Source organism: Mesorhizobium sp. B2-7-1, assembly GCF_006440735.1.
Taxonomy (GTDB): domain Bacteria; phylum Pseudomonadota; class Alphaproteobacteria; order Rhizobiales; family Rhizobiaceae; genus Mesorhizobium.
This window is the reverse complement of the sequence record NZ_VFUA01000009.1, coordinates 1-25,741: the sequence shown is the minus strand read 5'-3', so window position 1 is coordinate 25,741 and position 25,741 is coordinate 1. Positions and strand designations below refer to the sequence as shown.

Annotated in this window: 24 protein-coding genes; 12 read left to right on the top strand and 12 right to left on the bottom strand. The window is 64.9% G+C overall.

The features are described from left to right. Positions 1 to 182 precede the first annotated feature (182 nt). From FJ471_RS05790 to FJ471_RS05780, 3 genes are all read left to right on the top strand, one after another. A complete protein-coding gene (locus FJ471_RS05790) occupies positions 183 to 854 on the top strand; it encodes an FCD domain-containing protein (RefSeq protein ID WP_140802199.1) in 672 nt (223 codons plus the stop codon). A 180-nt stretch (positions 855 to 1,034) separates the two neighbouring features. Then, on the top strand, positions 1,035 to 1,238 hold the full coding sequence (locus FJ471_RS05785; protein ID WP_140802198.1) for a hypothetical protein: 204 nt from the start codon (positions 1,035 to 1,037) through the stop codon (positions 1,236 to 1,238). Beyond that, a complete protein-coding gene (locus tag FJ471_RS05780) occupies positions 1,235 to 1,486 on the top strand; it encodes a DUF768 domain-containing protein (RefSeq protein WP_140802197.1) in 252 nt (83 codons plus the stop codon). The genes FJ471_RS05785 and FJ471_RS05780 overlap by 4 nt, the downstream gene beginning before the upstream one ends. Positions 1,487 to 1,515: 29 nt before the next feature. Here the strand turns inward: FJ471_RS05780 and FJ471_RS05775 are convergent, their stop codons facing one another. Both FJ471_RS05775 and xseA read right to left on the bottom strand, forming a co-directional pair. After that, complete coding sequence (locus tag FJ471_RS05775) at positions 1,516 to 2,634, bottom strand: P1 family peptidase (protein WP_140802196.1); 1,119 nt, start codon at positions 2,632 to 2,634, stop codon at positions 1,516 to 1,518. 7 nt (positions 2,635 to 2,641) lie between these two features. After that, complete coding sequence (gene xseA / locus FJ471_RS05770) at positions 2,642 to 4,207, bottom strand: exodeoxyribonuclease VII large subunit (protein ID WP_140802195.1); 1,566 nt, start codon at positions 4,205 to 4,207, stop codon at positions 2,642 to 2,644. 120 nt (positions 4,208 to 4,327) lie between these two features. Between xseA and FJ471_RS05765 the strand changes: the two genes are divergently transcribed. Further along, positions 4,328 to 6,538 carry an EAL domain-containing protein gene (locus FJ471_RS05765; RefSeq protein ID WP_140802194.1) on the top strand — a complete coding sequence of 737 codons (2,211 nt, stop codon included), beginning with the start codon at positions 4,328 to 4,330 and terminating at the stop codon, positions 6,536 to 6,538. Between the two features lie 3 nt (positions 6,539 to 6,541). Here FJ471_RS05765 and FJ471_RS05760 read toward each other — a convergent pair whose 3' ends face one another. Continuing rightward, positions 6,542 to 7,498: a LysR substrate-binding domain-containing protein gene (locus tag FJ471_RS05760; protein ID WP_140802193.1), complete on the bottom strand. Its 957-nt coding sequence runs from the start codon at positions 7,496 to 7,498 to the stop codon at positions 6,542 to 6,544. Positions 7,499 to 7,735: 237 nt separating this feature from the next. Here FJ471_RS05760 and FJ471_RS05755 point away from each other — a divergent pair, with 237 nt between their 5' ends. Beyond that, entirely contained in the window at positions 7,736 to 8,026 is a 291-nt protein-coding gene (locus FJ471_RS05755) for a DUF1127 domain-containing protein (RefSeq protein ID WP_041010015.1), read from the top strand. A gap of 300 nt (positions 8,027 to 8,326) precedes the next feature. Here the strand turns inward: FJ471_RS05755 and FJ471_RS05750 are convergent, their stop codons facing one another. From FJ471_RS05750 to FJ471_RS05735, 4 genes are all read right to left on the bottom strand, one after another. Beyond that, positions 8,327 to 9,358, bottom strand: coding sequence for a DUF937 domain-containing protein (locus FJ471_RS05750; protein WP_140802192.1), 1,032 nt, complete (start codon positions 9,356 to 9,358; stop codon positions 8,327 to 8,329). Positions 9,359 to 9,461: 103 nt separating this feature from the next. Further along, positions 9,462 to 10,835 carry a glutamate--cysteine ligase gene (locus FJ471_RS05745; RefSeq protein ID WP_140802191.1) on the bottom strand — a complete coding sequence of 458 codons (1,374 nt, stop codon included), beginning with the start codon at positions 10,833 to 10,835 and terminating at the stop codon, positions 9,462 to 9,464. 205 nt (positions 10,836 to 11,040) lie between these two features. Then, entirely contained in the window at positions 11,041 to 11,775 is a 735-nt protein-coding gene (locus tag FJ471_RS05740; protein ID WP_140802190.1) for a 16S rRNA (uracil(1498)-N(3))-methyltransferase, read from the bottom strand. A gap of 31 nt (positions 11,776 to 11,806) precedes the next feature. Further along, a complete protein-coding gene (locus tag FJ471_RS05735) occupies positions 11,807 to 12,454 on the bottom strand; it encodes a hypothetical protein (RefSeq protein WP_140802189.1) in 648 nt (215 codons plus the stop codon). Positions 12,455 to 12,539: 85 nt separating this feature from the next. Here FJ471_RS05735 and FJ471_RS05730 point away from each other — a divergent pair, with 85 nt between their 5' ends. Together FJ471_RS05730 and FJ471_RS35515 are read left to right on the top strand one after the other, a co-directional pair. Further along, on the top strand, positions 12,540 to 13,238 hold the full coding sequence (locus FJ471_RS05730) for a type 1 glutamine amidotransferase (RefSeq protein WP_140802188.1): 699 nt from the start codon (positions 12,540 to 12,542) through the stop codon (positions 13,236 to 13,238). 291 nt (positions 13,239 to 13,529) lie between these two features. Beyond that, positions 13,530 to 13,661 (top strand): hypothetical protein, encoded by a 132-nt coding sequence (locus FJ471_RS35515; RefSeq protein WP_263498119.1) that lies wholly within the window; start codon positions 13,530 to 13,532, stop codon positions 13,659 to 13,661. A gap of 39 nt (positions 13,662 to 13,700) precedes the next feature. On the opposite strand, the gene FJ471_RS05720 is transcribed toward FJ471_RS35515, so the two are convergent. The 3 genes from FJ471_RS05720 to FJ471_RS05710 form a co-directional block, all read right to left on the bottom strand. Further along, the gene (locus tag FJ471_RS05720; protein WP_140802187.1) at positions 13,701 to 14,468 is read right to left on the bottom strand and encodes a metallophosphoesterase family protein; all 768 of its coding nucleotides are present in this window, start codon (positions 14,466 to 14,468) and stop codon (positions 13,701 to 13,703) included. 62 nt (positions 14,469 to 14,530) lie between these two features. Then, positions 14,531 to 15,670, bottom strand: coding sequence for an alpha-hydroxy acid oxidase (locus tag FJ471_RS05715; protein WP_181179187.1), 1,140 nt, complete (start codon positions 15,668 to 15,670; stop codon positions 14,531 to 14,533). A 17-nt stretch (positions 15,671 to 15,687) separates the two neighbouring features. Continuing rightward, positions 15,688 to 16,485, bottom strand: a complete 798-nt coding sequence (locus tag FJ471_RS05710) for an FCD domain-containing protein (protein ID WP_140802185.1) — start codon at positions 16,483 to 16,485, stop codon at positions 15,688 to 15,690. A 208-nt stretch (positions 16,486 to 16,693) separates the two neighbouring features. Here FJ471_RS05710 and FJ471_RS05705 point away from each other — a divergent pair, with 208 nt between their 5' ends. The 4 genes from FJ471_RS05705 to glcF all read left to right on the top strand — a co-directional run bounded on the left by FJ471_RS05705 (position 16,694) and on the right by glcF (position 22,598). Next, positions 16,694 to 18,016, top strand: a complete 1,323-nt coding sequence (locus FJ471_RS05705; RefSeq protein ID WP_140802184.1) for a DUF3422 family protein — start codon at positions 16,694 to 16,696, stop codon at positions 18,014 to 18,016. Between the two features lie 287 nt (positions 18,017 to 18,303). After that, positions 18,304 to 19,800 carry an FAD-linked oxidase C-terminal domain-containing protein gene (locus tag FJ471_RS05700; protein WP_140802183.1) on the top strand — a complete coding sequence of 499 codons (1,497 nt, stop codon included), beginning with the start codon at positions 18,304 to 18,306 and terminating at the stop codon, positions 19,798 to 19,800. Between the two features lie 242 nt (positions 19,801 to 20,042). Continuing rightward, complete coding sequence (locus FJ471_RS05690; protein WP_140802182.1) at positions 20,043 to 21,260, top strand: FAD-binding protein; 1,218 nt, start codon at positions 20,043 to 20,045, stop codon at positions 21,258 to 21,260. Positions 21,261 to 21,272: 12 nt separating this feature from the next. Beyond that, entirely contained in the window at positions 21,273 to 22,598 is a 1,326-nt protein-coding gene (gene glcF / locus FJ471_RS05685) for a glycolate oxidase subunit GlcF (protein WP_140802181.1), read from the top strand. Positions 22,599 to 22,749: 151 nt separating this feature from the next. On the opposite strand, the gene FJ471_RS05680 is transcribed toward glcF, so the two are convergent. Next, a complete protein-coding gene (locus tag FJ471_RS05680) occupies positions 22,750 to 23,670 on the bottom strand; it encodes a bifunctional 5,10-methylenetetrahydrofolate dehydrogenase/5,10-methenyltetrahydrofolate cyclohydrolase (RefSeq protein WP_140802180.1) in 921 nt (306 codons plus the stop codon). Positions 23,671 to 24,045: 375 nt separating this feature from the next. Continuing rightward, positions 24,046 to 24,786, bottom strand: a complete 741-nt coding sequence (locus tag FJ471_RS05675; RefSeq protein WP_140802179.1) for a L,D-transpeptidase — start codon at positions 24,784 to 24,786, stop codon at positions 24,046 to 24,048. Positions 24,787 to 24,998: 212 nt separating this feature from the next. On the opposite strand from FJ471_RS05675, the gene FJ471_RS05670 reads away from it, so the two are divergent. Continuing rightward, the gene (locus FJ471_RS05670; protein ID WP_140802178.1) at positions 24,999 to 25,637 is read left to right on the top strand and encodes a DNA-3-methyladenine glycosylase I; all 639 of its coding nucleotides are present in this window, start codon (positions 24,999 to 25,001) and stop codon (positions 25,635 to 25,637) included. Positions 25,638 to 25,741 lie beyond the last annotated feature (104 nt).

The following is a 25,741-nucleotide window of genomic DNA, read 5'->3' as shown; positions in this document are numbered from 1 at the left end:
TTTTGAAACACGCTAGCGCCAATTGGCTTAGGCCGCAAGCCGGATTCGAATTGGCTGTATGAAATAGTTCCACCGCTCGCAGTCATGTAAATGCGGACCCATTTGCAGGCTAGCATGATGGACGGGCGCACGAAAAGCTGCTATGAATGGTTCATTATTGGATCAGATAAACGCTGCCAAACATGCCCAAGCTGGTTGCAAACGACATCGCCATCGCCTTGAAGAAACGGATTTCGCTGGGCGAATGGATGGAAAACGGCCGTATGCCGCCCGAGCGTGACCTGGCGAGCGAGTTCGGCGTGGCGCGCAACACGGTGCGTCGCGCCGTCGGCCTGCTCGAGGATGACGGCACGGTCGTGCGACATGTGGGTCGTGGGACCTTTTTGACGGCAGCCAATCCCGCTTCCATGGCCGCGACCGTCGCGCGCATGGAAGGGACCAGCCCGGCTGACATGATGGAGATCAGGCAGTTGCTGGAGCCGGCGGCGGCATCCTTCGCCGCGACCAATGCCAGCGCCGGCGAACTGAACGCGGTGCGCGAGGCGCACAAGATCGCCTGCGCGTCCCAGGACATGCCGACGTTCGAGCACTGGGACGCGGAATTCCATCACCGCATCTTCGCATGTTCGCGCAACGACTTCCTCAAGGAGATCCACAATCTCATGCGCATCCTGCGCAATCAGCGGCCGTGGTTCGAGATGAAGAAGCGTTCCTTCTCGGAGGAGCGCCGCGCCACCTATTGCAGCGAGCACCAGGTCGTCCTGGATGCATTGCTGGCACGCGACTCCGAGGGCGCCAGCAACGCCATGCTGACGCATCTGAGGACCGTCGAGCGCAATCTTCTGGGGAGGTAGTCGCCCCGATGAAGGACCCCGAGTCGACATTGCATGAGGATGCCACTATATAGCGCCTGCTTCGGCGCGGGCCGAGGCAGCGTTGACCGGAAAGCTGTGACACAGTCTGTGCTACCCATCGTGATACAAATGCGCTGTCGAAGATAGAAAAAAGCCAACAAAAACAACGACGACGGCCTTATGTCGATCCCGGCCAACAATCCCATCATTCTCAACGATCTGAACGTGCACCTCGAACCTTTCCATTCCTTCGGTTTCGCGTACCACGGGCAAGATGTCTTGCCGGTCGAGGCCGACTCGGCTCGAATGGGGCATGCATCCTTTGCGGGGTGCCGACGTTCATGGCTACCAACCGGCTTTGCCGCCAGGGAAGAAGCAGTATGAGTGAACATGCGATCGAGTTCTTGCGCGGATGGATTGGCGAGAAAGTCCAATGCCAGCACTCGCCGATCAAGATCGAGCAGGCCGAGACCCTCGCCAGGGAGTGCTGCGCCAAGGCCGCCGAGGCGGGCATTCTGCTTGAGGACATCCAGGAAGAGGTCGGCGATATCCAGGAACTGATCGCGTCGCGCCTCGAGGAAGCCGCCGAAGAGGGCACCAGCGAAGCGAAGCCCGACAAGCCGGCGGAATAAATACCCGCCTGCCACAGGCCGCCGGCGTTCTATCCAAATTTTTCCTTCAGCCATTCCTTCGGCAGCGCCGGCACGAAATTGCCGCCGCGTCCGGTCATATCCTCATTCGCCACCAATGCGTTGAGGATCGCTTCTTCGACGCCTTGCACGACCGCGTCGAAGAACGGGTCGATGTCGACGTCCGGGATGAACTCAGCGCGGGCGATGCGGCCGGAAGCCGCCTGGGCGGCCTCCGGATTGGCGGTCGAGAAGGCAAGAAAAATGTCGCCCGAACTGTGGTAGCCATAGCCGCCGGTCATGGCGATGCCGAGCGGCACGCGCCTGGCGAGCCGCTTCATTTGATGCGGCAGGAACGGCGCGTCGGTGGCGACGATGGCAATGATCGAACCCTTTTCGGCGCGCGCCGTCGCCTCGCGGATCGCCGGGTCGGCAAGCTCCGGCCCGATGCGCCGGCCACGAATGGTGAAATTGCGCCGTTGGCCGAAATTGGACTGCACGAAAACACCCAGCGTATAACGCCTGTCCTGCCATTCGACGATGCGCGAGGCGGTGCCCGATCCGGCCTTGAAGCCGAAGGTGATCATGCCGGTGCCGCCGCCGACGCTGCCTTCGTCGATGGCCCCGCGGCTGGCGCTGTCGAGCGCTGAGGCGACATGCTCGAAGCCGACATGGTGGCCGTTGATGTCGTTGAGAAAGCCGTCATAGGTCTCGGCCGCCACCGGCAGGCCCCAGCCTGTATCGAGCGCGCCTGGCAGCACCTTGTGCATCCAGCGCAGCGTGCCGTCGCGGGTGACGCCGCAGGAATGCGTGTTGGTGATGGTGACCGGCAAGTTGAAGGCACCGGTTTCCTCGATGATATGCGTTCCCGTCAACTCGCCATTGCCGTTCTGGCTGAACACGCCGGCGAATACCGGCGTCGCGAGATCGGCGGTCGGCCTCGGCAGGATCGCGGTGACGCCGGTGCGTACCGGGCCGTTGCCGACCTGCAGCGGACCCTCGCCGGAAATCAGCGTCGTGTAGCCCACCGACACGCCCGGCACATCGGTGATGGCGTTGAAACGGCCGGGCGTGCCGTCGAGCGCGATGCCGAACGAGCGCAGGCGCGGCTTGCCCGACGGGGTGATAAGATGCGGATCGTGGCTGCCCATGCAAACCTCAGAACAATGAGCCCTGATTGCCCGGCTCCTTGGCCTTAGCGGGCGATTTCGCGGCCAGCTTCGGCCGCGCCCCGCCGCTGGTGGCGATGGCTTCGGCATTGCCGTCGGCGAATTCAAGCTGCAGCGCCGCGCCCGGCGCAAGCTCCGCGACCCGCTTGACGACGGCGCCGTCGGCGTCCTTGACCAGCGCGAAGCCGCGCGCCAGCACGGCCTTGTGCGACAGCGTCGAAAGCAGCCGGTCCGCTTGGGTCAGCGCCGCGCGCAGCCGGTCGAGCCGCCGTGCCAGCGCCTGGTCCTGCCTGCGCGACAGTCCGGCCAGCGCGTCGGACTGCAGCTTCTGCCGCCTGGCGATCGGCGCCGGCGACAGGCGTGTCGATGTGCGCTGGAAGCGCGCGCGCCGTTCGCGCACGATGGCGAAGAACGCGGCTCGCGCCCGGGCAATGTCGCGGCCGGTCAGCGTGCGCGCTTCGTTGAGGCGCAGCGACAGGGTCGCCGGCGTCAGCCTTTGCCGCTCCAGCGTCGCTCGCTTGCGCTCAATATTCACCGTCAGCCCGCGGCCGAGGCGGCTGGTCGCGTCGTCGAAACGGCGGCGCGGCAGCGCCAGCAACTGGTCGGGCGAGGGGAGCGCGCGTGCCGCGGCGCGCACCGCCTGACGCTTGCGCTCCAGGTGCCGCGAGGCGCAGGCGTTGAGCCGCGCGCCGAGGCTGGCCAAGGTTGCCTCCAGATCCGCCCTGACCGGCACGGCGATCTCGGCCGCGCCCGTCGGCGTCGGCGCGCGCATGTCGGAAACGAAGTCGATCAGCGTCGTATCGGTCTCGTGGCCGACGGCCGAGATCACGGGAATGCCGGACGCAGCAATGGCGCGCGCCAGCCCTTCGTCGTTGAAGCCCCAGAGGTCCTCGAGGCTGCCGCCGCCGCGCGCCACGATCAACAGATCGGGCTGGGGGATGGGACCGTCCCCTGTCAACGCGTTGAAGCCGTTGACGGCTGCGGTGACCTCCCTTGCCGTCGTGTCGCCCTGGACCCTCACCGGCCAGACCAGCACATGAAGCGGAAACCGGTCCTTGATGCGGTGGATGATGTCGCGGATCACCGAGCCGGTCGGCGAGGTGACGACGCCGATGACTTTGGGCATGAACGGCAGCCGCCGCTTGCGGCCGGCGTCGAACAGGCCTTCGGCCTGGAGCCGGCGCTTGCGCTCTTCCAGCAGCGCCATCAGCGCGCCGGCGCCTGCCGGCTCCAGATTGTCGATGACGATCTGGTAGTTGGATTTCCCGGGATAGGTCGTCAGCTTGCCGCTGGCGATCACCTCCATGCCTTCCTCGGGGCGGAACTTCAGCCGCGCCATGGTGGTCTTCCAGACCACGGCATCGATCCGAGCGCGGTCGTCCTTCAACGCGAAATAGGCGTGGCCGGACGAATGGGGGCCGCGATAGCCGGAAATCTCGCCACGCACCCGCACATTGCCGAAGGCGTCCTCGACAGTGCGCTTCAGCGCGCCGGAAATCTCGCTCACCGTGTATTCGGTGGCGTTGCTGCGTGATTCGGTTGCTGTTTCACTCATGTGGCGATTGGGGAGCGCTTATCGGCGCGCGTCAAGCACGGAGAAACGGCGCTAATATTATAACGCGATCTTAAACCCGATTTGCTTTGACTGGCAGCAGGAGAGCAGGCCAGGGACGTGATGAGCGCACGCCACGACAGCAGCCCGTTGACGCGTCAGGTCACGCTGACCGTGCTGACGCTCGCCGCTTTCGCTTTGGCCATCGTCGTCGGCTTCGGCTTCTACGCCGCCGGCCAGGCCGATAACGCCTCGCTCGAACGGCAGAAGATGTTCATCGCCGATGGCCTGCAGGACCAGATCGCGGCTGTTGAGCGGGAGCAGGAAAGCGTTTCGGTCTGGGACGATTCCGTCGTCAACGCAAAGGCCGGCAACCAAGCCTGGATGGCCGACAATCTCAGCGTCTGGATGTACACCTATTACGGCCATAACCGGGTCTACATTCTCGATAGCGCCAACCATCCGATCCACGTCATGCGCGAAGGCAAGGTGGCCGACCCGTCCGCTTATAGCCAGGATCAGCCCGCCCTTCTCCCCACCATCGAAAAACTGCGCGGCATGCTCGCGCGACCGCCCAAAGCCGACATGTCCGGCCAGCCCGTGAGGTTGGCTGCCGAGGACCTGGTGTCGCTCGACGGCAAGCCGGCGATATTGAGCGTCATGCCGCTGGTGCCGAGCTCGGACAGGGTTACCCAGGCGCCGAGCACCGAATACCTGCATGTCTCGGTCGAATTCATCAACGACGCCGTGATCGGCAAGCTCGCCGGAAAATATCTGCTCGAGGGCGCGCGCCTAGTGCCGCTGTCCGAGCCGGCCGGCCTGGCCGCGGTGCCGCTGGTCGATTCGCGCGGCGTCATCCTCGGCTATATCGGCTGGGATCAATTGCGGCCCGGCCTTGCTTTGGTGCGCAAGATCGCGCCGGCCCTGGCGATCGCGCTGCTCCTGGCGGGCGGCGTGCTGGTGTTCCTGTTGCGCAGGTTGCGTCGCGCCTCGGCCGCGTTGCAGACAAGTCAGGACGAGGCGCAATATCTCGCCTTCCACGACATGCTCACCGGCCTGCCCAACCGGGCGCTGTTCGATGACCGCCTACGGCGCACGTTGCTGTTCGCCGGCCAGGACAAGACACGCGTGGCGCTGCTTTACCTCGACCTCGATCGTTTCAAGCATGTCAACGACACGCTCGGCCATCCGGCCGGCGACGAGCTCGTGCGCCAGACGGCGGCGCGGCTCAAGCACACGATCCGTGAAGTCGACACCGTCGCCCGGCTCGGCGGCGACGAGTTCGCCATCATCCTGCTCGACGTTCCCGATGTCGGCAGCGCCGAGGACATCGCCGAAAGGTTGCTCTTGAAGTTGCGCGAGCCGTTCCGGCTGATCGACGACCAGGTCTTCGTGAGCGCGAGCGTCGGCATCGCGCTGTCGTCCGGATCGGACATCGACGCGGACGACCTGCTGCGCAAGGCCGACATCGCGCTTTACGAGGCCAAGAAGAACGGTCGTGGCCGCTACGAGGTGTTCGCCGGCGACATGGATGATCTGTTGTTGCGCAAGCGCAAGGTCGAATCCGAACTCCGCAAGGCGCTTGAGGGCGAAGGTGGCATAAAGCTCGCCTATCAGCCGGTTTTCGCCGCCGACGGCCGCGCGATACTGGGGGCCGAAGCGCTGATCCGCTGGGGGCATGAAGTGCATGGCGCCTTGCCCGCGGCGCAATTCATCGCGATTGCCGAAGAGCGCGGCCTCATCGGTGAGCTCGGCAAATGGGTGCTCAGCGAAGCTTGCCGCTTCGCCGTCGGGACCGAATTGCCTTGGATCGCCGTCAACATCTCGCCGATGCAGCTGCGTGATATCGGCTTTGCCGAAGAGGTCGCCGAAATCCTGAGAGAAACTGGGCTCGACCCGTCCCGCCTGCAGCTCGAGACCACCGAAAGCGTGCTGCTCGAGCACAATGACACGATCGGCACCGTGATTGCCGCGCTGCGCCAGTCCGGCGTGCGCATCGTGCTCGACGATTTCGGCACCGGCTATTCCTCGCTGAGTTATCTGCGCCGCCAGGCGATCGACAAGTTGAAGATCGACCGCTCTTTCGTGCGTCTGCTCGATGAGGACCAAAGCGCCCGCGCAATCGCCAAGACGCTGATCGAGCTGGCGCTGGCGCTTAAGGTCGAGGTGACCGCCGAAGGCGTCGAGACCGACACGCAAAAGGCCTTGCTGGTCGGCATGGGCTGCCACCAGTTGCAGGGTTATCTGCTGTCGCCGCCGCTGGAGCCCGGCCAATTGCTTGCACTGCCGGGCCTTTCGTCAGCCGACCGGGAACGTTCCGCTGTCCGCGCCTGACTGCTACCACCCAGGCATGATCTGGTTCGCCTTGACCCGCTTCATCTTGGCAAAGGCGAGCGCGGCGAAGTCGAAGCTTCCCGCCTCTTCGCTGATCGGCACCGAGATGTTGTCGAGACTTTCCGCGATGTGGCGGGCCAAAGCATCGACGATCTCCGGCTGCGAGGTCTGGCCGCGCATGATGCCGATACGGCAGTCCGGCAACTGGCCGAAGCCGTCGGCCTCGCCGAGCACGCGCATGCCGGGCCGAAGCGCGCATTCCGGCAGCACCGAGACAGCCAGGCCCGAAAGCACGGCGGCGGTTATGACGGTAGCCGAAAAGCTCGAAAACAGGATGCGGTAGTCGCGCTTTTGCCGGTCGAGCACGTCGACCGCGGCGCGGCGCCAGATGCAGTTCGGCCGGCCGAACGCCATCGGCAGGGTTTCCTGTTCATGCGTGGCGTGGTTGGCCGAGGTCACCCACAAAAGCGGCTCGCGCCGCACCACCTCCGACTGGCCGCGCGTGTCGTTATGCGTCACCAGCGCCAGGTCGAGATTGCCCCGCTTGATGTGCTCGACCAGCCCGGGCGTCGGCTCGCAGACGACCGTCAGCTCGACGCGCGGGTTGGAGCGCGAGAAGCGCGCCATGATCTCCGGCAGGAAGCGGTCGGCGTAATCGTCCGGCGTGCCGATGCGGATCGTGCCTTCGAGCCGCTGGTCGTCGAAGGCGGCCAAGGTCTCGCGGTTGAGGTAGATCAGCCGCCGCGCATAGGAAAGCAGCCTGTCGCCCTCCTCGGTCAGCTTGTTGGTGCGGCCGTCCTTCTCGAACAGCGGCTTGCCGATCCGCTCCTCCAGCCGGCGCATCTGCATCGACACGGCCGACTGCGTGCGGTGCACCTCCTCGGCCGCGCGGGTGAAGCTTCCTGTATCGGCGATCGAGATGAAGGTCTGTAACTGATCGAGGTCAAGCGGCGCTTTCATCGGTCCAACCCATCATTGATGTTGATGCTAGAGATTAAAAACATTCGTTGGATTAATCAATCGCGCGATGGCAAATTGGCATTGTCCACATGAGGCACTGCATGTCGCCCAAAAGTGGCCCCCAATTTTGGGGCGACGACATGCATCACTTTAAGTGTATCGAGACCGGAACGGCGCTTCTCCCAAGGCGCCGATTGCCTGGTTTCGTCCGCTCGACTCCTGGAAGGAGAGACTGACATGACCACGATTGAATTCGCTTCCGAGACCCCGCGCATCACCACGCGTCCGGCCGTTGCGACGCGCGTGCTCAATGCTCTCGCCAACGCCTATGTCGCCTGGAAAAATCGCCGCGCCTTCTATCGCCTGGGCGAGATGTCGGACGCCGAGCTTGCCGATATCGGCCTGACCCGCGCCGACCTCCATGTCGCCGTGGCCGTGCCGTTCGGCCGCGATCCGACGGTGAAGCTGCGCGCGATCGCCAGCGAGCGCGCCGACACGATCGAGGACCTCGCTCGTCAGGTCGCCTGAACGGTCGGCTTGTCTGGATTTCCGGTCGCGTTTGAACCTTTTTAGGACCCGGCGCGACCAAGTTTCATGCAGGCTCCCACACTCCCTGCCGGTTCCCCGCCGGCCAGCCTGCACATTGCCCGGTTCCTCCTCCAGGACCGGGCATTTTTTTAAGCTGTGCCGCCATTCAGGTGAGGCCGGCCTGCAAACGGCGGCTTCCGGTGCTCACGTACTCAAGTACGCTCCGCTCCGGTTCTCGGAATCCGCCGTTTTCGACTCGGCCTGACCTGAATCTCGACACACCTTGGATCGGTGAAAAACCTACCGCCGGTCCATGTCGCGCTTGAACTGGTCGAAGATCGTGCCGACGTTCTTCTCATACTCGTCGCGCTGCTGCGCGCCGGTCTCGAACATCTTGCCGAAGATATCGTCGAACGGGTTTCGCGGACGGCCGCTCGGATTGGTCTGCGGCTGTTGCGGCGCGCTCTGCTGCGGCTGGCGCTGTTGCGGCTGCGGCGCCGGCTGCCCGCCAGGCAGGCCGAAACCCCCGCCGCCCTGGCGCAACATCTCCTCGAAGATCTTGCCGAGCGGGTTGTCGCCATAGGGGCTCTGCGTCTGTTGCGGTTGAGTCTGCTGGGGCTGCTGCGGAGCGCCGCCGCCGAACATATCCTGCAGCACCTTGCCGAGGGGATTTTCACCGTAAGGATTGGGGGCCTGCCGGGGCTGGCTTTGCGGCTGCGGCTGCGGAGCGCCGCCGCCGAACATGTCCTGCAGCACTTTGCCGAGCGGGTTCTCGCCATAGGGACTGGGCGCCGGCTGCGGCGCCTGGCGTCGCTGCGGGGTCGGCGCGACGCCGCTTTGCCGCATCATCTCCTCGATGATCTCACCGAGCGGATTGTTGCCGCCGCCGAAACCGCCGGCGGCCTGCATCTGGCTGTTGGTCTGCTTGAGCAGCCCGCCCATCATCATCGAAGCCATGGCCGGCAGCATCTGTTGCAGCACCTGCTGGCTCAGTCCCGTCGCCTGCGCGGCCTGGCTCGCCACGGCGCGCGACAGATCCTTCGAGCCGAACAGATGGCCGAGAATGCCGTTGCCCTCATTGATGCCTTGCGGCGAAAAGGCTCTGGTAGCGTCCTCGAAATACTTGGCGTGCTGGCCGCTCGCCATCGCCGTCATGAATGCGCCCATCCCGTAAGGGTCGGCGGTGTTGCGCTGCAGCCCCTGCGAGAAGGCGGGCAGCAGCGCCTGGACCGCGGCCTGGGTCTGCTGCATCGAGAGCCCGTACTGCTGGGCCAGCGCCTGCATGCCGGCGCCGTTCTGGGCTTGGGCGAATATGTCGAACAAGGAAGGCATTGGCATCTCCTCCGAGAACATCCTCGTGGAAGAAACCTAGTTCGTTTCCATTCCTGATTGAAGCGGCTTTCGTCGCGCCACCGTCACGCGGAACCCCGGACGGTTAATAGGCATATTCCATGAACACCGGCTCGATCGAGCCACCCCAGCGCGTGTGGTAGGCCGAAAGCATCTCCTCGGCGCTGGTGGTGCCGCGCGCCACCACCTCGTCGAGCGTGTTGAGGAAGGACGTCTCGTCATAGCCGTCGCGGTTCTTCCTGGCCCGGTTCTTCAGGCCCGTGCGCGAGATGGCGAGCACGTCGCGGGCGATGTCGCGCAAGGTGGCGTTGCGGAACGGCGCGCCAATGCCCAGCTCCGGCACGGCGTTGCGCATCGCCAGCGCTTCCTCGTAGGTCCAGCTCGCGGTCAGCGCCTCGGCGGCGTCCAGCGCCTGCTCGTCATAGAGCAGCCCGACCCAGAAGGCGGGCAGGGCGCAGATGCGCCGCCACGGCCCGCCGTCGGCGCCGCGCATTTCCAGGAAACGCTTCAGCCGCACATCGGGGAACAGCGTCGAGAGATGATTTGCCCAGTCGCCCATCGTCGGCAGGCCGTCAGGGATATCATTGCGGGCCGCGCCCGCCATGAACTCACGGAACGTGTAGCGGGTCATGTCGTGATAGTGGCCGTCGCGGATGACGAAATACATCGGCACGTCGAGCGCCCATTCGACGTAGTCGGCAAAGCCGAAATCGGGCGAGAAGCAGAATTCGAGCATGCCGGAGCGCTGGTTGTCGGTGTCGCGCCAGATGTCGCCGCGCCAGCTCTGCAGCCCGTTCGGCCGGCTCTCGGTGAAGGGCGAGTTGGCAAACAGCGCCGTCGACAGCGGCTGCAGCTTCAGCGACACCTGCATCTTGCGGCGCATGTCGACCTCGCTCTCGAAGTCGAGATTCACCTGGATCGTGCAGGTGCGGTACATCATGTCGAGGCCCTTGGTGCCGACCTTCGGCATGTAGCGCGTCATGATCTCGTAGCGCGACTTCGGCATTTTCGGCGTGTCGGCCAGCGACCATTTCGGGCTGCCGCCGAGGCCGAGGAAGCGGATCCCCATAGGCTCGGCGATCTCGCGCACCTGCGCCAGATGGGCGTTGCCCTCGCGGCAGGTCTGGTGGATCGACTCCAGCGGCGCTCCGGAAAGCTCGAACTGGCCGCCTGGCTCCAGCGAGATCGCGCCCTGGCCGGTCGGCTCGACAAGGCCGATGATGCGGCCCGCATCCATGATCGGATCCCAGCCGAGCTTTTCCTGCATGCCCTCGAGGATGGCGCGGATGCCGCGCTCGCCGCCATAGGGTACAGGCGCGTTGCCGTCGACATAGAAGGGGAATTTCTCGTGCTCGGTGCCGATGCGCCATTTTTCGCGCGGCTTGTTGCCGGCGGCCAGATAGCCCACCAGTTCGTCGATGCCTTCTATGGGCTGGGTATCGGTTGTGTCGCGCGCCATCTAGCCCCTCCGTGCGCATGATCTCCGAAAACCGGCACCGATTTCCGTTGGACGTCCTGCGCAAGACTTTAAATTTTACAGCGCCCTTTGCTCCACGAAAAGGAGGTGCGGTGCTGCAGTGGCCGGACGGCCGCCGGCGCTAGATGGACGAAATGCCGGCAGCCGATCAAGCAAAAAATCCTGAGCCAGGCTCAACAGGATTTGATCACCAGTCGCCGATCGTCGCCTGGATCGCGGCAAGTGCGGCCACCGCCGCCGTGTCGGCGCGCAGGATGCGGGGTCCGAGCGGGATCGCGGTGACGAAAGGCAAGGCCCTCAGCATCTTGCGCTCGTCCTCGGAGAACCCGCCTTCCGGACCCACCAGAAGCGCAAGTTTCTTCTCTTTGACCGCTTGCAAGGCCGGCAGCGGATTGTTGGTCGAGGCATCCTCGTCGCAGAAGATCAGCCGCCGCTCCTCGTCCCAATTGGCAAGCAGCCGTTCCAGCTTCTCCGCCTCGCGCACTTCCGGCACCGCCAGGATGCCGCATTGCTCGGCCGCCTCGACGACATTGGCGCGCAGCCGGTCGATGCCGGGCTTTGCCACTTGCGTGTGCTGGGTGATGATCGGCTGCAGGATGCCGGCGCCCATCTCGACCGCCTTCTGCACAAGGTAATCGAGCCGGCCCTGCTTCAGTGGCGCGAAGCAATAGACGAGGTCGGGCAGTGGCGGCTGCGGCCGCTGCAGCTCCAGCACTTTCAGCTTGACCGCCTTCTTGGACTTCGCGGCGATCGCAGCCGACCATTCGCCGTCGCGGCCGTTGAAAAGCAGAATTTCGGCGCCTTCGGCGAGCCGCAGCACATGGGCGAGATAATGGCTCTGCTGCTGTCCGGCGTCGAATTCGACACCTGTGCCCAGATCGTCCGGCACAAACAGCCGCTGCATTTTGTAGTTGGCACGCATCACCGAGCAATGGGCGAGGCAATCGGCGGCGTCAAGTATCGGCGCTTGGATGCCAGACCGGCGCAAAGCCTTGCCGCAGCACCGCAATGGTGGTCGCCGGCGTCAGCAGGCGCATCGGCCAGTCGGCAAGGCGATCGAAGGCAATGGGATCTGCATAGCCCGCGAATGACCATTTGCGTGCCGTGCCGGCACGCAGCGCATAGGCAACGTCGCCTTGCGCGATCACCGTGCCATCGGGCAGGCCGCCAAGCTCCGGCACGGTGACGAGGGGCGGCTGTCCGCCCGAAGCCATCCGTTCCTTGTGCAGCCGCTTGTCGACCATCGGCGCGCGCGGCTCATCGAAGCCAAAAGCCAAACCGAAGCGGCCGACGAAATCGGTCGCATGTTCGCGCTGGCAGAAGAAGCAGGGCCGATGGCCCGCAGCCAATGCCGTCACCTCGTCGAGGAAGAACAGCTCGGTCCAGCCGGCTTTTCCTCCTGGCCGGTTGCGGCCCATCGGCTCGCGCCGCACATTGCGGAACTGGCACACGCAGATGATCCAGGCCGGCAAGGCCCAGCGCTTCCTCAGCAGCGTCCTGGTCTCCGGATCATGGATGATGCCGCGATTGCCGGTAAACAGGCCGCGTTCCGGCACGGCATGGATGGCGCCGAAGGGGTCGACCCGGTTCTGCAGTGGCATAGCTTTCTCTCCGCTGCGCATCTTGGCTGAAACACGGGCCGCATGATATCGCTCGACCCAGCATTTTCATGTCAGCAGGGTTTCGATGCGGGTTTTGGTCGTCCAGAATTTCGACAATGAGGGCCTCGGCCAGATCGGTGCTGCCCTGGTGGAAGCCGGCGCGGACATCGATCTGCGCAAGCCCTACAACGGCGAAGCGCTGCCGCAGGACAGCAGCGGGCACGACGCCATGGTCATGCTGGGCGGCGCCCAGAATGCGCTCGACGATCAAATCTGCCCCTACTTCCCCCATTTGCTCGACCTGACGCGCGATTTCGCCGACAAGGATCGCTCGGTTCTCGGCATATGCCTTGGCAGCCAGCTCCTGGCGCGGGCCTTCGGCGGCACCAACCAGATCGGCGGCGCCACCGAGTTCGGCTGGCACAAGGTGTCGCTGACGCCGGCCGCCAAATCGGACGCGGTCCTGGCGGCGCTGCCCGAGAAATTCCCGATCTTCGAATGGCATGACGACACGTTCGGCCTGCCGGAAAAGGCCGTGCGGCTGGCCGGCAGCGCGGTCGCCGAAAACCAGGCCTTCCGCCTCGGCCGAGCCGTCTATGGCTTCCAGTTCCATTTCGAGGCGGATACGCCGATGGTGCGCGACTGGAGCACGTCCTTCGCAGCGACGATCGCCGCGCGCCATCCCGACTGGAACGACCGCCTCGACGACGAGCTCGCCCGCAATGGCGCCGACGCCGACGCCGCCGGGCTGGCGATTGCGCGCGCCTGGGTGGCGACCATCTAATTACCCGGCCAACCGAGCACAGCGTGGCATATTTGGCACGCCTCTTCGTTTCCGCCTGGGGAAAACGCTCTTCATCCTTGGTTTGTGTCCGGCCGCTCGCCTAAGAGGGCGCGCCTTGTATCGTCGGTGCAACCACCATGAACCTTTTGTGTGATCTAGCCGACACACCGGCGATACAGAATCTGCTTAGAAGCGCGAAATCGTCGAAACATTGAGACGCATTTTATCGTTTCAACGCATTGGTAACCGCCTCGTGCCCAGATGCAGAAAGCTTAACCAGAGATGACGTCCGTGAAAGCAGCTCTCCTGTCTTTTGTCATGCTGTCTGCCATCGTGCTCTGCGGCCTGGGCATTTATGCCGCCGACGCAGCGACCAATCACCGGGCCGTCGACGGCTACGGCGTCACCGCCTCGCTGGACTAAACCCAATCAAAAATCGGAACAGGCCTGCGCCGGGCGCGCCTAAAGCGCTTTGCCCTGGACGGTCAGGATGCGTTTGTCGCCGCCATTGACGGCGAGCGCGCTCAGCGTTCCGGATTTCCAGGCGAGCGTGTCGACATTGACGCGGTTGGCCCTCACGTCCGCTTCGGCAACGGGCGTGTGCCCATGCACGATCACCTTTGAAAACAGCCCCGGATAGTCGTGGAAGGCGTCACGGATCCAGATCAGGTCCTGCCGGCTCTGACGGTCGAGCGGCACGCCCGGCCTGATCCCGGCATGGCAGAAGAAGAAGTCGCCGAAACTGACCGAAAAAGCCAGCGATTGCAGGAAATCGACATGGCTGCGCGGCACCGCTTTCACCAGGGCCATATGTCCGCGGGCGGCCGCGTCCGCCTTGCCGAACCAGTGGCCGTCGCGCAGAAGATCCACGCCATAGGACTGCGCCGTCTGGACGCCGCCATAATTCATGAACAGGCCGTCCGGCTCGCCGTTGGCAAGGAATTCGAGCATGCCGATGTCGTGGTTGCCGGCGAGCATGACGTTGCGCGGATCGCGTTTCTGCGCCTCGATCAGGAAGTCGATGACGCTTTTTGAATCGGGACCGCGGTCGACATAGTCGCCGAGATGGATGATGCGCCAGTCGGACCCAGGCGCATATTCCAGTTCGCTCTCGATACGCCGGTGCATGGCGGCGAGCAGGTCATGGCGCCCATGCACATCGCCGATAGCGTAAAGCCGCATGCCTTCCGGCCCGCTTGCGTCGAGATAATGGATGCCGGTTTCGGTCAAGGCGAGTCTCTTCCCCCGTGCGGGATATCGGGCGAAGCTAGCGCAGGCAGGTGAACAAGCCCCTAGCGGCGCAACTGCTCCTTGCCCATGTCGGTCACGAGGCGCTTGCCGCAGAGCGCCAGCGTGATGTCCATTTCCTTGCGGATGATTTCGAGCGCCTTGGTGACGCCGTCCTTGCCCATCGCGCCGAGGCCATAGAGGAACGGCCTGCCGATATAGGTGCCCTTGGCGCCGAGGCAGAGCGCCTTGAGCACGTCCTGGCCGGAGCGGATGCCGCCATCCATATGCACCTCGATCCTGTCGCCGACGGCATCGGCGATTTCTTCCAGCACCGAGATCGACGAGGCGGCGCCGTCGAGCTGACGCCCGCCATGGTTGGAGACCACGATCGCGTCCGCTCCGGTCTTCGCCGCCATCAGCGCGTCCTCCTTGTCGAGGATGCCTTTCAGGATCAGCTTGCCGCCCCAGCGCTCCTTGATCCAGGCGACATCCTTCCACGACAGCTGCGGATCGAACTGCTCCGTCGTCCAGGATGACAGCGAAGAGACGTCGCCGACGCCCTTGGCGTGGCCGACGATGTTGCGGAAGGTGCGGCGCGGCGTGCCGGCGATCCCCAGGCACCAGCGCGGCTTCAGCGCCAGGTTGACGATGTTGGCAAGCGTCATCTTGGGCGGCGCCGAAAGGCCGTTGCGCAGGTCCTTGTGGCGTTGGCCCAGGATCTGCAGGTCGAGCGTCAGCACCAGCGCCGAGCATTTCGCCGCCTTGGCGCGGTCGATGAGGTTGAGCACGAAATCCTTGTCGCGCAGCACATAGAGCTGGAACCAGAACGGCTTTTTGGTCGCCGAGGCGACATCTTCGATCGAGCAGATGCTCATGGTGGACAGCGTGAACGGCACGCCGAACTCTTCCGCCGCCCGCGCCGCCAGCATCTCGCCGTCGGCATGCTGCATGCCGGTCAGCCCGGTCGGCGCGAGCGCCACCGGCATCGCCACCTTCTCGCCGATCATGGTCGATTCCAGCGAGCGGTTGCTCATGTCGACCAGCACGCGCTGGCGGAACTTGATCTTGCCGAAATCCTCTTCGTTGGCGCGGTAGGTGCTCTCCGTCCAGGCGCCGGAATCGGCGTAGTCGAAGAACATCTTCGGCACCCTGCGGCGTGCCAGGTCCTTGAGGTCGGCGATGGTGAGGATTTCGCTCATGATGGGTTTCCCGCTGATGGCTAGGAGCGTTTGCGTGTGGGTTCGATGTCGTCCGAGCGTTGTCTGAGGCGCAGCCTGGACACGCGCTGCCAGTCGCCGCTGCGCTCGGCTTCCGCCATCGAGCGTTCGACATAGGTGATGTGGTCCATCGCAGCCTTGCGCGCCGCGATCGGGTCGGCCGCCTTGATCGCCGCGTGGATCGCCTGGTGCTGCTCGATCAGCGCCTCGCGCGCGCCGGGCACGCTGAACACCAGAAGCCTGTTCTGGAAGACGCCCTCCGACAGCAGCCGATAGCAGGAACGCAGTGTATGCAGGAGGATGATGTTGTGCGCGCATTCGCACACCGCATGATGGAACTCGACGTCGATTTCCGCCTCGTCGTCGAAATCGCCTGTACGGTGCGCTTCGTCCATGCGCGCCATGATGCGGTCGAGCAGGGCCAGATCCTCCGGCGTCGCCCGTCGCGCCGCATATTCGGCCGCCACCGCCTCGATCTCGCGCCGGTATTCCAGATAGTCGGTCACCGCCTTGCGGTGCGTGGAGATCAGGTCTGTCACCGGCTTGGTGAAGAGTTGCCCGATGACGTCGGCGACATGCGTGCCGCCGCCAGCCTTGGTCGTCAGCAGTCCCCGGCCTTCCAGCGCCTTCAGCGCATCGCGCAGGATCGGCCGCGACACGTCGAACTGGCGTGCGAGCTCGCGTTCGCCGGGCAGCCGGTCGCCGGTGCGCAGCACGCCTTCGAGGATCAGGCTCTCGATCTGCTGCACCACCTCGTCGGCGGTGCGCGAATGCTCGATCCTGGAGAAAATGTCGCTCAAAGGGACGCCTGGAGAAACGGGATGGAAGTAACCCAGATTAAAGCGTCCCTCGCCAACTGGTCAAATTATTTATCCAATTAGCCCAGTCCGGGGGCATTGCCTGCCGCGCGTCATCGCCGCCGGACGCCAATATTTGCTGTTTACGCGTCCCGCCGATTGCCGCAAGACGACCGGATTGCACGATGGGTCGAAATCAAGGGGACCAGCCGTGTCGGACGAGACGTCCAAGCTCGAATTCCAGCCGCGCGCCCAAGGCAGTGTCATGGGCTTCCCGGCGCATGAAGGGCGACCTGGCGCGCTGGGCGAGGTCCATGCCCGCCCGCATCCGTTGATCGACAAGCCGCGGGTGCTGATCCAGCTTTCCTTCATGACCGAGGGCGGCGCCGCGGTCGACCATGCCGTGCTCTCGGAACTGTCGCGGCGGCTGGGCATTGCCGCGCCCGAGCGCTACGCGCGCCATCATGCCATGAAGTGGGGCAAGGGCACGCTGCGCTGGGAACGGCATACGGAATTCTCGACCTATCTGTGGGAAGGCCCGCTGGCCGAAAACGGCCGAGGGCAGGAGGATTCGCCCTTCGGCAATGGCTTCTCGCCGCCGGGCACGGTGATTTCCGGCATCCGCCTCGAAATCCGCAAATGGACGCTGGCGAGCGAAAAGCTGGTCGCTGGCTTCGATCCGACCAGCCTGTGCTATTCGCTGGTCGAGCGGGGCGCCGCCGCCATCATCACCGATTTCCGCCAGGACGGCGACGGTCTGACCCGTATGCTGGTGCTCGATCGCGGCCTGACGCCGGCCAGCACCGGCGCTCTGTCGCAGCGGCTGATCGACATCGAGACCTATCGCACGCTGGCCATGCTCGGCCTGCCGATGGCGTTGACGCTTTCCGGCCGCGCCCGTCGCATCGAGGACCGCCTGGCGCAGACCACGCTGGAAATGAAGGCGGTCGAAACCCGCGACAGCCAGACGCTGCTCGCCGACCTCACCGAACTCGCCGCCGAGCTCGAGGCAGACGCCGCATCCAGCCTCTATCGCTTCGGCGCCAGCCGCGCCTATGACGGCATCGTCACCGAAAGGCTCGAAGCACTGGATGAAGAGCCGGTGCAGGGGTTTGACACCTGGGCGGGCTTCCTCTTGCGGCGCATGGCTCCGGCCATGCGCACCTGCCGCTCGGTCGAGGAGCGCCAGGCCAACCTCTCGCGCAAACTCACCCGCGCCACCACGCTTCTGCGCACCTGGGTCGACGTCGAGGTCGAGAAGCAGAACCGCGACCTGCTCGCCTCGATGAACAACCGCGCCCGGCTGCAACTGCGCCTGCAGCAGACCGTCGAAGGGCTGTCCGTGGCCGCCGTGTCCTATTATGTCGTGGGCCTGATCGGCTATGTCGCCAAGGGCGCCTCGATCTTCGGTCACGCTTTCGCGCCCGAAGTCGTCACCGCCGCGTCCGTCCCGGTCGCCATCCTGCTTGTATGGTGGGGCGTGCGCCGGGTGCGGAAGATGCATTCCGAGCCGGCGAAGCATCCGGGCGAGTAATCTCCCCCCTCGAGGGGGAGATGTCGCCGAAGGCGACAGAGGGGGTCGCTGCGCGTGAAGCTCCAGCGCCTTCCTTTACGCCAGGCGGAGTCGGCGATCTACGTTAGACGACCCCCTCTGACCGCTTCGCGGCCATCTCCCCCTGAAGGGGGGAGATTCGAGCGCCAGCGGCAGATTGCCGCTGCGGAAGCTTGGCATTACGCTCACCGGCGCATCTGACCGAAGCAGCATTTGCAACAAAACCGCCAGGCTGGTAAAAGATTTTGACCAGTCAAGCGAGATGCCCGATGTCCGGCCTAGCCATGCCCAAGCCAGATGCCGAGACGATGCGCCGGCGCGCCGAGATCGTCGCCGACATGCGCATCATCGTGCCGGGCGAGGGGGTCGTCGACGCGGCCAATGAGATGCGTGCCTTCGAGAGCGACGGCCTGACCGCCTACCGGCAATTGCCGCTGGTGGTGGTGCTGCCGGAAACGGTGGCTCAGGTCTCGCGCGTGCTGAAATACTGCAACGAGCGCAACATCCGCGTCGTGCCGCGCGGCTCCGGCACTTCGCTCTCGGGCGGCGCGCTGCCGCTCGAGGATGCGGTGCTCCTGGTCATGAGCCGCTTCAACCGCATTCTGGCGATCGACTATCCGAACCGCATCGTCGTTGCCCAGCCCGGCGTCACCAATCTCGGCATCACCACCGCCGTCGAGCAGGAGGGCTTTTATTACGCCCCCGATCCATCCTCCCAGATCGCCTGCTCGATCGGCGGCAATGTCGCGGAGAATTCCGGCGGCGTGCATTGCCTGAAATACGGGCTCACCGCCAACAATGTGCTGGGCATCGAGATGGTGCTGATGAATGGCGAGGTGGTGCGCCTCGGCGGCAGCCATCTCGACCAGGAAGGCTACGATTTGCTCGGCGTGATGACCGGCTCCGAAGGCCTGCTCGGCGTCGTCACCGAGGTCACCGTGCGCATCCTGAAGAAACCCGAGACGGCGCGCGCTCTGCTGATCGGCTTTCCGACCAGCGAAGAGGGCGGCCAATGCGTCGCCGACATCATCGGCGCCGGCATCATTCCCGGCGGCATGGAGATGATGGACCGCCCGGCGATCCACGCCGCGGAGGATTTCGTCCATGCCGGCTATCCGCTCGATGTCGAGGCGCTGCTCATCGTCGAGCTCGACGGTCCGGGCGTCGAGGTCGACCACCTGATCGGCCTCGTCGAGGCGATCGCCTATAGGAACGGCTCGACCACCTGCCGCATCTCGCAGTCGGAGCAGGAGCGGCTGAGCTTCTGGGCCGGACGCAAGGCCGCCTTTCCGGCGGTCGGCCGCATCTCGCCGGACTATTACTGCATGGACGGCACCATCCCGCGCAAGGAACTGCCGCGCGTGCTCGCCGGCATGCGCGATCTTTCCGAGAAATACGGCCTCGGCGTCGCCAATGTCTTCCATGCCGGCGACGGCAACCTGCACCCGCTGATCCTCTACGACGCCAACGTGCCGGGCGAGCTCGACAAGGCCGAAAGCTTCGGCGCCGACATATTACGGCTTTGCGTCGAGGTCGGCGGCGTTCTGACCGGCGAGCACGGCGTCGGCGTCGAGAAGCGCGACCTGATGCCGGAAATGTTCAACCAGATCGACCTCGATCAGCAGATGCGCGTCAAATGCGCCTTCGATCCCAACCACCTGCTCAACCCCGGCAAGGTTTTTCCGCAATTGCGCCGGTGTGCGGAGCTGGGAAGGATGCATGTGCATCGGGGACAGGTGGCGTTTCCGGATATTCCGAGGTTTTGAGTGGCAATGTTGGCGCTTGAGCACCCCCCTCTGTCCTGCCGGACATCTCCCCCGCAAGGGGGGAGGTTAGCAGCTTCGGCGCCTCGCTTTCCCGCCAACGCTGGAGGTTGGCGAAAGCCTCGGCGACATCCAATCTCCCCCCTTGCGGGGGAGATGTCCGGCAGGACAGAGAGGGGTGTGAAGGAACGCGACCTATCTCTTCTCCCCTGCTTCGCGGGGGCGAGAAAAGGCGCTCACCGCCCATGACCACCTTCACCCCATCCTCTTCCGCCGAAACCCTCTCCACCGTCCAATGGGCAGCGGCGGAAGAAACACCCCTTGAGCTCCTCGGCCACGGCTCCAAGCGCGGCATCGGCCGTCCGCTGCAGACCGAGCACACGCTCGACCTCTCGCGCCTCACCGGCGTCACCCTCTACGAGCCCGCCGAGTTGGTGCTGTCGGCCAAGGCAGGCACGCCGCTCGTCGAGATCGAGCAATTGCTGACCGAGAACGGCCAGCAATTCGCCTTCGAGCCTATGGATTACGGCCCGCTGCTCAGCGGCGAGCCGGGCCAAGGGAGCAAGAACGGCACCATCGGTGGCGTGCTCGCCACGAACCTGTCCGGCCCGCGCCGTCTCAAGGCGGGTGCCGCGCGTGACCACATCCTTGGCGTCGCCGCCATCTCGGGTCGTGGCGAGGCTTTCAAGTCGGGCGGGCGCGTCGTCAAGAACGTCACCGGCTATGATCTTTCCAAGCTGATGGCCAACAGCTGGGGCACGCTCGCCGTGCTGACCGACGTCACCTTCAAGGTTCTGCCCGCGGCAGAGACGGAAGTGACCCTGGCCATCCGTGGCCTGCTCGACGATGCCGCGGTCGCCGCCATGGCGCTGGCGCTCGGCTCCAGCGCCGAAGCGTCGAGCGCCGCGCATCTGCCGGAGCGCATCGCTGCGAAGGTCGCAGGCGGCAAGCATGGCAGCGACGCCGCCACGCTGCTGCGCGTCGAGGGTTTTGGCCCGTCGGTCGTCTATCGTATCGAGGCGCTGCGAAAGCTGCTCGGCAAGGCTGGTCCGCTCGAAGAGATCGCCGGTGAGGCGTCGAAGACCATCTGGCGCGACATTCGCGATTGTTTGCCTTTCGCCGATGGCGGCGCGCGGCCGGTCTGGCGCGTGTCGATGGCGCCGTCGCAGGCGCATCACATGGTGATGGCGCTGCGCATGCAGGTTGCGGTCGATGCCTTCTACGACTGGCAGGGCGGGCTGGTGTGGCTGTCGATGCGTGAGGACGATCCGGAGGCTGATTTGCTGCGCGGGCTGATCCGTAAGCATGGCGGCGGTCACGCGACGCTGGTGCGCGTCTCGCCCTCGCATCGCGCGGCGCTGCCGGTTTTCGAGCCGCAGCCGTCGCATCTGGCGGCGCTGTCGGCGCGGCTCAAGGCCGAGTTCGATCCGAAGGCCATCCTCAATCCCGGCCGCATGGCGTAGGACTTAAAAGAGATGCAGACCAATTTCTCAGCCGCGCAACTCGCCGATCCGCACGTCGCGGAATCGGAAAAGATCCTGCGCAAATGCGTGCATTGCGGCTTCTGCACCGCCACCTGCCCGACCTATGTCACTCTCGGCAATGAGTTGGATTCGCCGCGCGGCCGCATCTACCTCATCAAGGACATGTTGGAGAACGGCCGGCCGGCGGACAAGGAGATCGTCACCCATATCGACCGCTGCCTGTCCTGCCTGGCCTGCATGACGACCTGTCCCTCGGGCGTGAACTACATGCATCTGGTCGACCACGCCCGTGCCCATATCCAGGAGACCTACAAGCGCCCGCTGCTCGACCGGCTGACGCGCGCCATGCTGGCTGCCGTGCTGCCTTACCCGCGTCGCTTCCGCGCCGCGCTGAAGCTCGCCGGGCTTGGCCGGCCGTTCATCGGCCTGTTCGAGAAGCTGCCGGCGCTGAAGCCGGTCGCCGCCATGCTGAAGCTTGCGCCGTCCGCGATCCCGTCGGCATCGCCAATGGCGAAACCAGGCACACATGCCGGGCAGGGCGCGAAGCGTGGCCGCGTCGCGATCCTCACCGGCTGCGCGCAATCGGTGCTCGATCCTGCCATCAATGACACCACCATCTCGCTGCTGACCAGGCTGGGCGTCGAGGTCATGGTGCCGGAAGGCGAGGGCTGCTGCGGCGCGCTCGTCCATCACATGGGCCGCGAGGCGGCGGCACTTGCCTCGGCAAGGCAGAATGTCGACGCCTGGACGCGCGCCATTGACCAGGGCGGGTTGGACGCCATCATCATCACCGCCTCCGGCTGCGGCACGACGATCAAGGATTACGGCTTCATGCTGCGCCTCGATCCGGCCTATGCCGAAAAGGCCGCGCATGTCTCGGCGCTGGCCAAGGACGTCACCGAGTATCTCGCCGCTCTCGACCTGCCCGAGCCGGCGCGCAAGCCGGGCACGATCGTCGCCTATCACTCTGCCTGCTCGATGCAGCATGGACAGAAGATCACCCGCCAGCCGAAGGAGCTTCTCGCCAAGGCCGGCTTCGTCGTCCGCGAGCCGCGCGAGGGTCATCTGTGCTGCGGCTCGGCCGGCACCTATAACATCCTGCAGCCCGACATCTCGGCCAAGCTGCGCGACCGCAAGGTGAAGAACATCGAGGCGACAGGCGCCTCGGTTGTCGCCACCGGCAATATCGGCTGCATCACCCAGATCGCGTCCGCCGCCAGGCTGCCGGTGGTGCACACGATCAAGCTGCTCGACTGGGCCTATGGCGGCCCGAAGCCTGAGGGTGTTTCCGAGCGAGGGCTTGTGGCGGCAGAGTGATCCTCGTCGCCGGCGCCCCCTCATCCGGCCGCTTCGCGGCCACCTTCTCCCCGGCGGGGAGAAGAGGTTTGCGCCGGCGTCGACAATCTCCTCTCCCCTCGGGGAGAGGTCAGCCGAGCGAAGCGGAGGCTGGGTGAGGGTGTGTGCCGGCCTACTCCGCCGCGAGCTGGTCCGGCACGCCATAGGTCGCGCGGTAGAGCGCGCGCTGGCGGTTGAGCGCCACCATGGTGTTGCGCAAAAGGATCGCGACCGTGAGCGGGCCGACGCCGCCGGGCACCGGCGTGATCCAGGATGCCACTTCCTTGACGCTGTCGGTGTCGACGTCGCCGACGATGCGGGTTTCGCCGTCCGGTCCGACCTCGGAATTGATGCCGATATCGATGACGGCAGCTCCCGGCTTCACCATGTCCGCCTTGATCAGCCGCGGCTTGCCCACGGCGACGAACAGCGCGTCGGCGCGCCGCGCATGGGCAGCCAGCGAGCGCGTCATGTGGTGGCACACCGTCACCGTCGCGCCTTCGCTCATCAACAGAAAGGCGATCGGCTTGCCGACGATCTCGGAATGGCCGACGACCACCACCTCGAGCCCCTTGAGCTCGAGCCCGGTCTCCTTCAGCAGTTCGACCGAAGCCGCCGCCGTGCAGGGCGCCAGGTCGAGCTGGTTGTAGACGATGTTGCCGATCGAGGCCGGATGCATGCCTTCGACGTCCTTCAGCGGATGCACGGCGCCCTGCAGCGTCTTGATCGGGATATGCGCCGGCACCGGCCGCTGGATGATGATGCCGGTGACGCGCGGATCGGCGTTGAGGCCGTGGATCGCCGCTTCCAGTTCACCGGCGGTGATGTCGGCGGCGAAGCGCCGCTCCTCGAAGCCGATGCCGGCAAGGGCCGCCTTGGCGCGCTGGTTACGCACATAGACGTCGACCGCCGCGGTATCGCCGACGGTGATCGAGACCAGCTTCGGCGGAAAGCCTTCGGCCGTGGCGATCGCTGCATCCTCGCGCACCGAGGCGATGATGCGCTGGGCGACCGGCCCGCCTTTCAGGTAGCGGCTGTCGTCGGTCCGGGTCATGGCTGGCACCTTTTGCCTTCTGGAGCAATTCGGGAACAGGCGCGGGAGCGGCTTTCTGTCCGGAATTGCGTAACAACTGAGATTTTGTGCGGTGCAATAGCAGAGGATCGCCGGGAAATCAGCCCCGAAAGCGAAACCTGGTGCCTTCGGGGCGACTTGCCGCGCCATGCATCAAAAGAAGCTCAAAGTGAAAAGGGCAGCGCGGTTGCCCGCGCTGCCCTTTTCGTGACCGGCCGTATCCCCACACGGCCCGTCCCCCGTAAACTCCGACACCGGTTACCGGTTTAAGCACATCCCGCAGGATCGCACTATGACTTGGCGGCAACAGCTTGAGACTAAATTTGCTGCGCCGTCTAACCAGCTGATTCGCTGCGACTATATCACCTCGACCGTGGTTCCGACATTCACGCGTTCGTAAAGGTCGACGACATCCTCGTTGCGCATGCGGATGCAGCCGGAGGACACCGCGCCGCCTATCGTCCAGGGCTGGTTGGTGCCGTGGATGCGGTATTCGGTGGTGCCGAGATAGAGCGCGCGCGCGCCGAGCGGGTTTTCCATGCCGCCGGCCAGGTAGGTCGGCAGATAGCGGCCCTTGGCCGCCTCGCGCTTGATCATCTCCGCCGGCGGGCGCCAATCCGGCCACTCCCGCTTGTTGGTGATCTTGTGCGTGCCCGACCATTCGAAGCCCGGCTTGCCGGTGCCGACGCCGTAGCGCCGCGCCTTGCCGTTCTTCTCGACCAGGAAGAGGAAATTCTGGTGGGTGTCGATGACGATGGTGCCGGGTTTCGCCGGGCCGTCATAGGCGACTTCCTGCGGCAGGTAGACCGGGTTGATCTGCGGCCGCATCACCATGCGCTTGGCCGGCTGCTGGACGGCCGCCGTCCTCTGCCGGTCGGGCTGGGCCTGGAACAGACGGCGCAGCGGCTGCTGCGTTGCCTGCGGGGTCGGGCGCACGATGCCCGGCGCATGGCCAAGCTGCAGCACCCAGGGCGCCGAAAGGTCGGGGCTCACCATCACCGGCGGCCGGTCGGTGTAACGGTCATTGGCAAGGGAGGTCGTGGCGCCGGCGGCCAGGATCGCCGCGGCACCTAGCAGGGAACAAAACGCTGTCTTCATCGGAACGCACCTTGATCGAACTGATCCGGGGCGGAGAGGGCGCCCTCGGTTTCGCGATCCTTGGCGCGGAGCGGCAAGCAAAACATGAATCGGAATGCGTAAAATGCCGCTTTGTCAGTAAACCTTTTGGTGTGGTTACCGGCCGGTTCAGGAATCTGGTAAAGCCACGGTAAAACGGCGCTGAAGCGCATTAACGAATGGATTTGCGAGCGATGGCGACTGAAAATGCCGGTATTCTCGACGGCCCCGACGGCAAGGCGCGCTGCTTCTGGCACGGCAACCTGCCGGACTATCTCCACTATCACGACCATGAATGGGGCCGGCCGGTAACGGATGATCGCCGGCTGTTCGAAAAGATCTGCCTGGAAGGTTTTCAGTCGGGCCTGTCGTGGCTGACCATCCTGCGCAAGCGCGAGAATTTCCGCGAGGCCTTCGCCGGCTTCGATTTCGATAAGGTGGCGTCGTTCACCGACGCGGATGTCGAGCGCCTGCTTGGCAATGCCGGCATCATCCGCCATCGCGGCAAGATCGTTTCGACCATCAACAACGCAAAACGCGCCCGCGAGATGGCCGACGAGTTCGGTTCCCTGGCCGCCTGGTTCTGGAAGTTCGAGCCGGGTCCGCAGGAGCGCCCCGAAATCGTCGACCTGGCGCATCTGCGCGCCAATCCGACGACGGCGGTGTCGGTCAGGATATCGAAGGAACTGAAGAAGCGCGGCTGGAGCTTTGTCGGCCCGACCACGGTCTACGCCTTCATGCAGGCGATGGGCCTGGTCAACGACCACCTCGAAGGCTGCTACTGCCGCGCCGAGGTGGAGAAGGAGCGCAAGAAACTGAAGCGGCCGAAGTAGATGCGCTCTTTCCTTCTCCCACAAGGGTGTTTGGACTGGGGACATCGCGAACAGGTGTGCGAGGACATCGCGAACAGTTTTGCGCGTTTTGCGCGAGGGGGTTC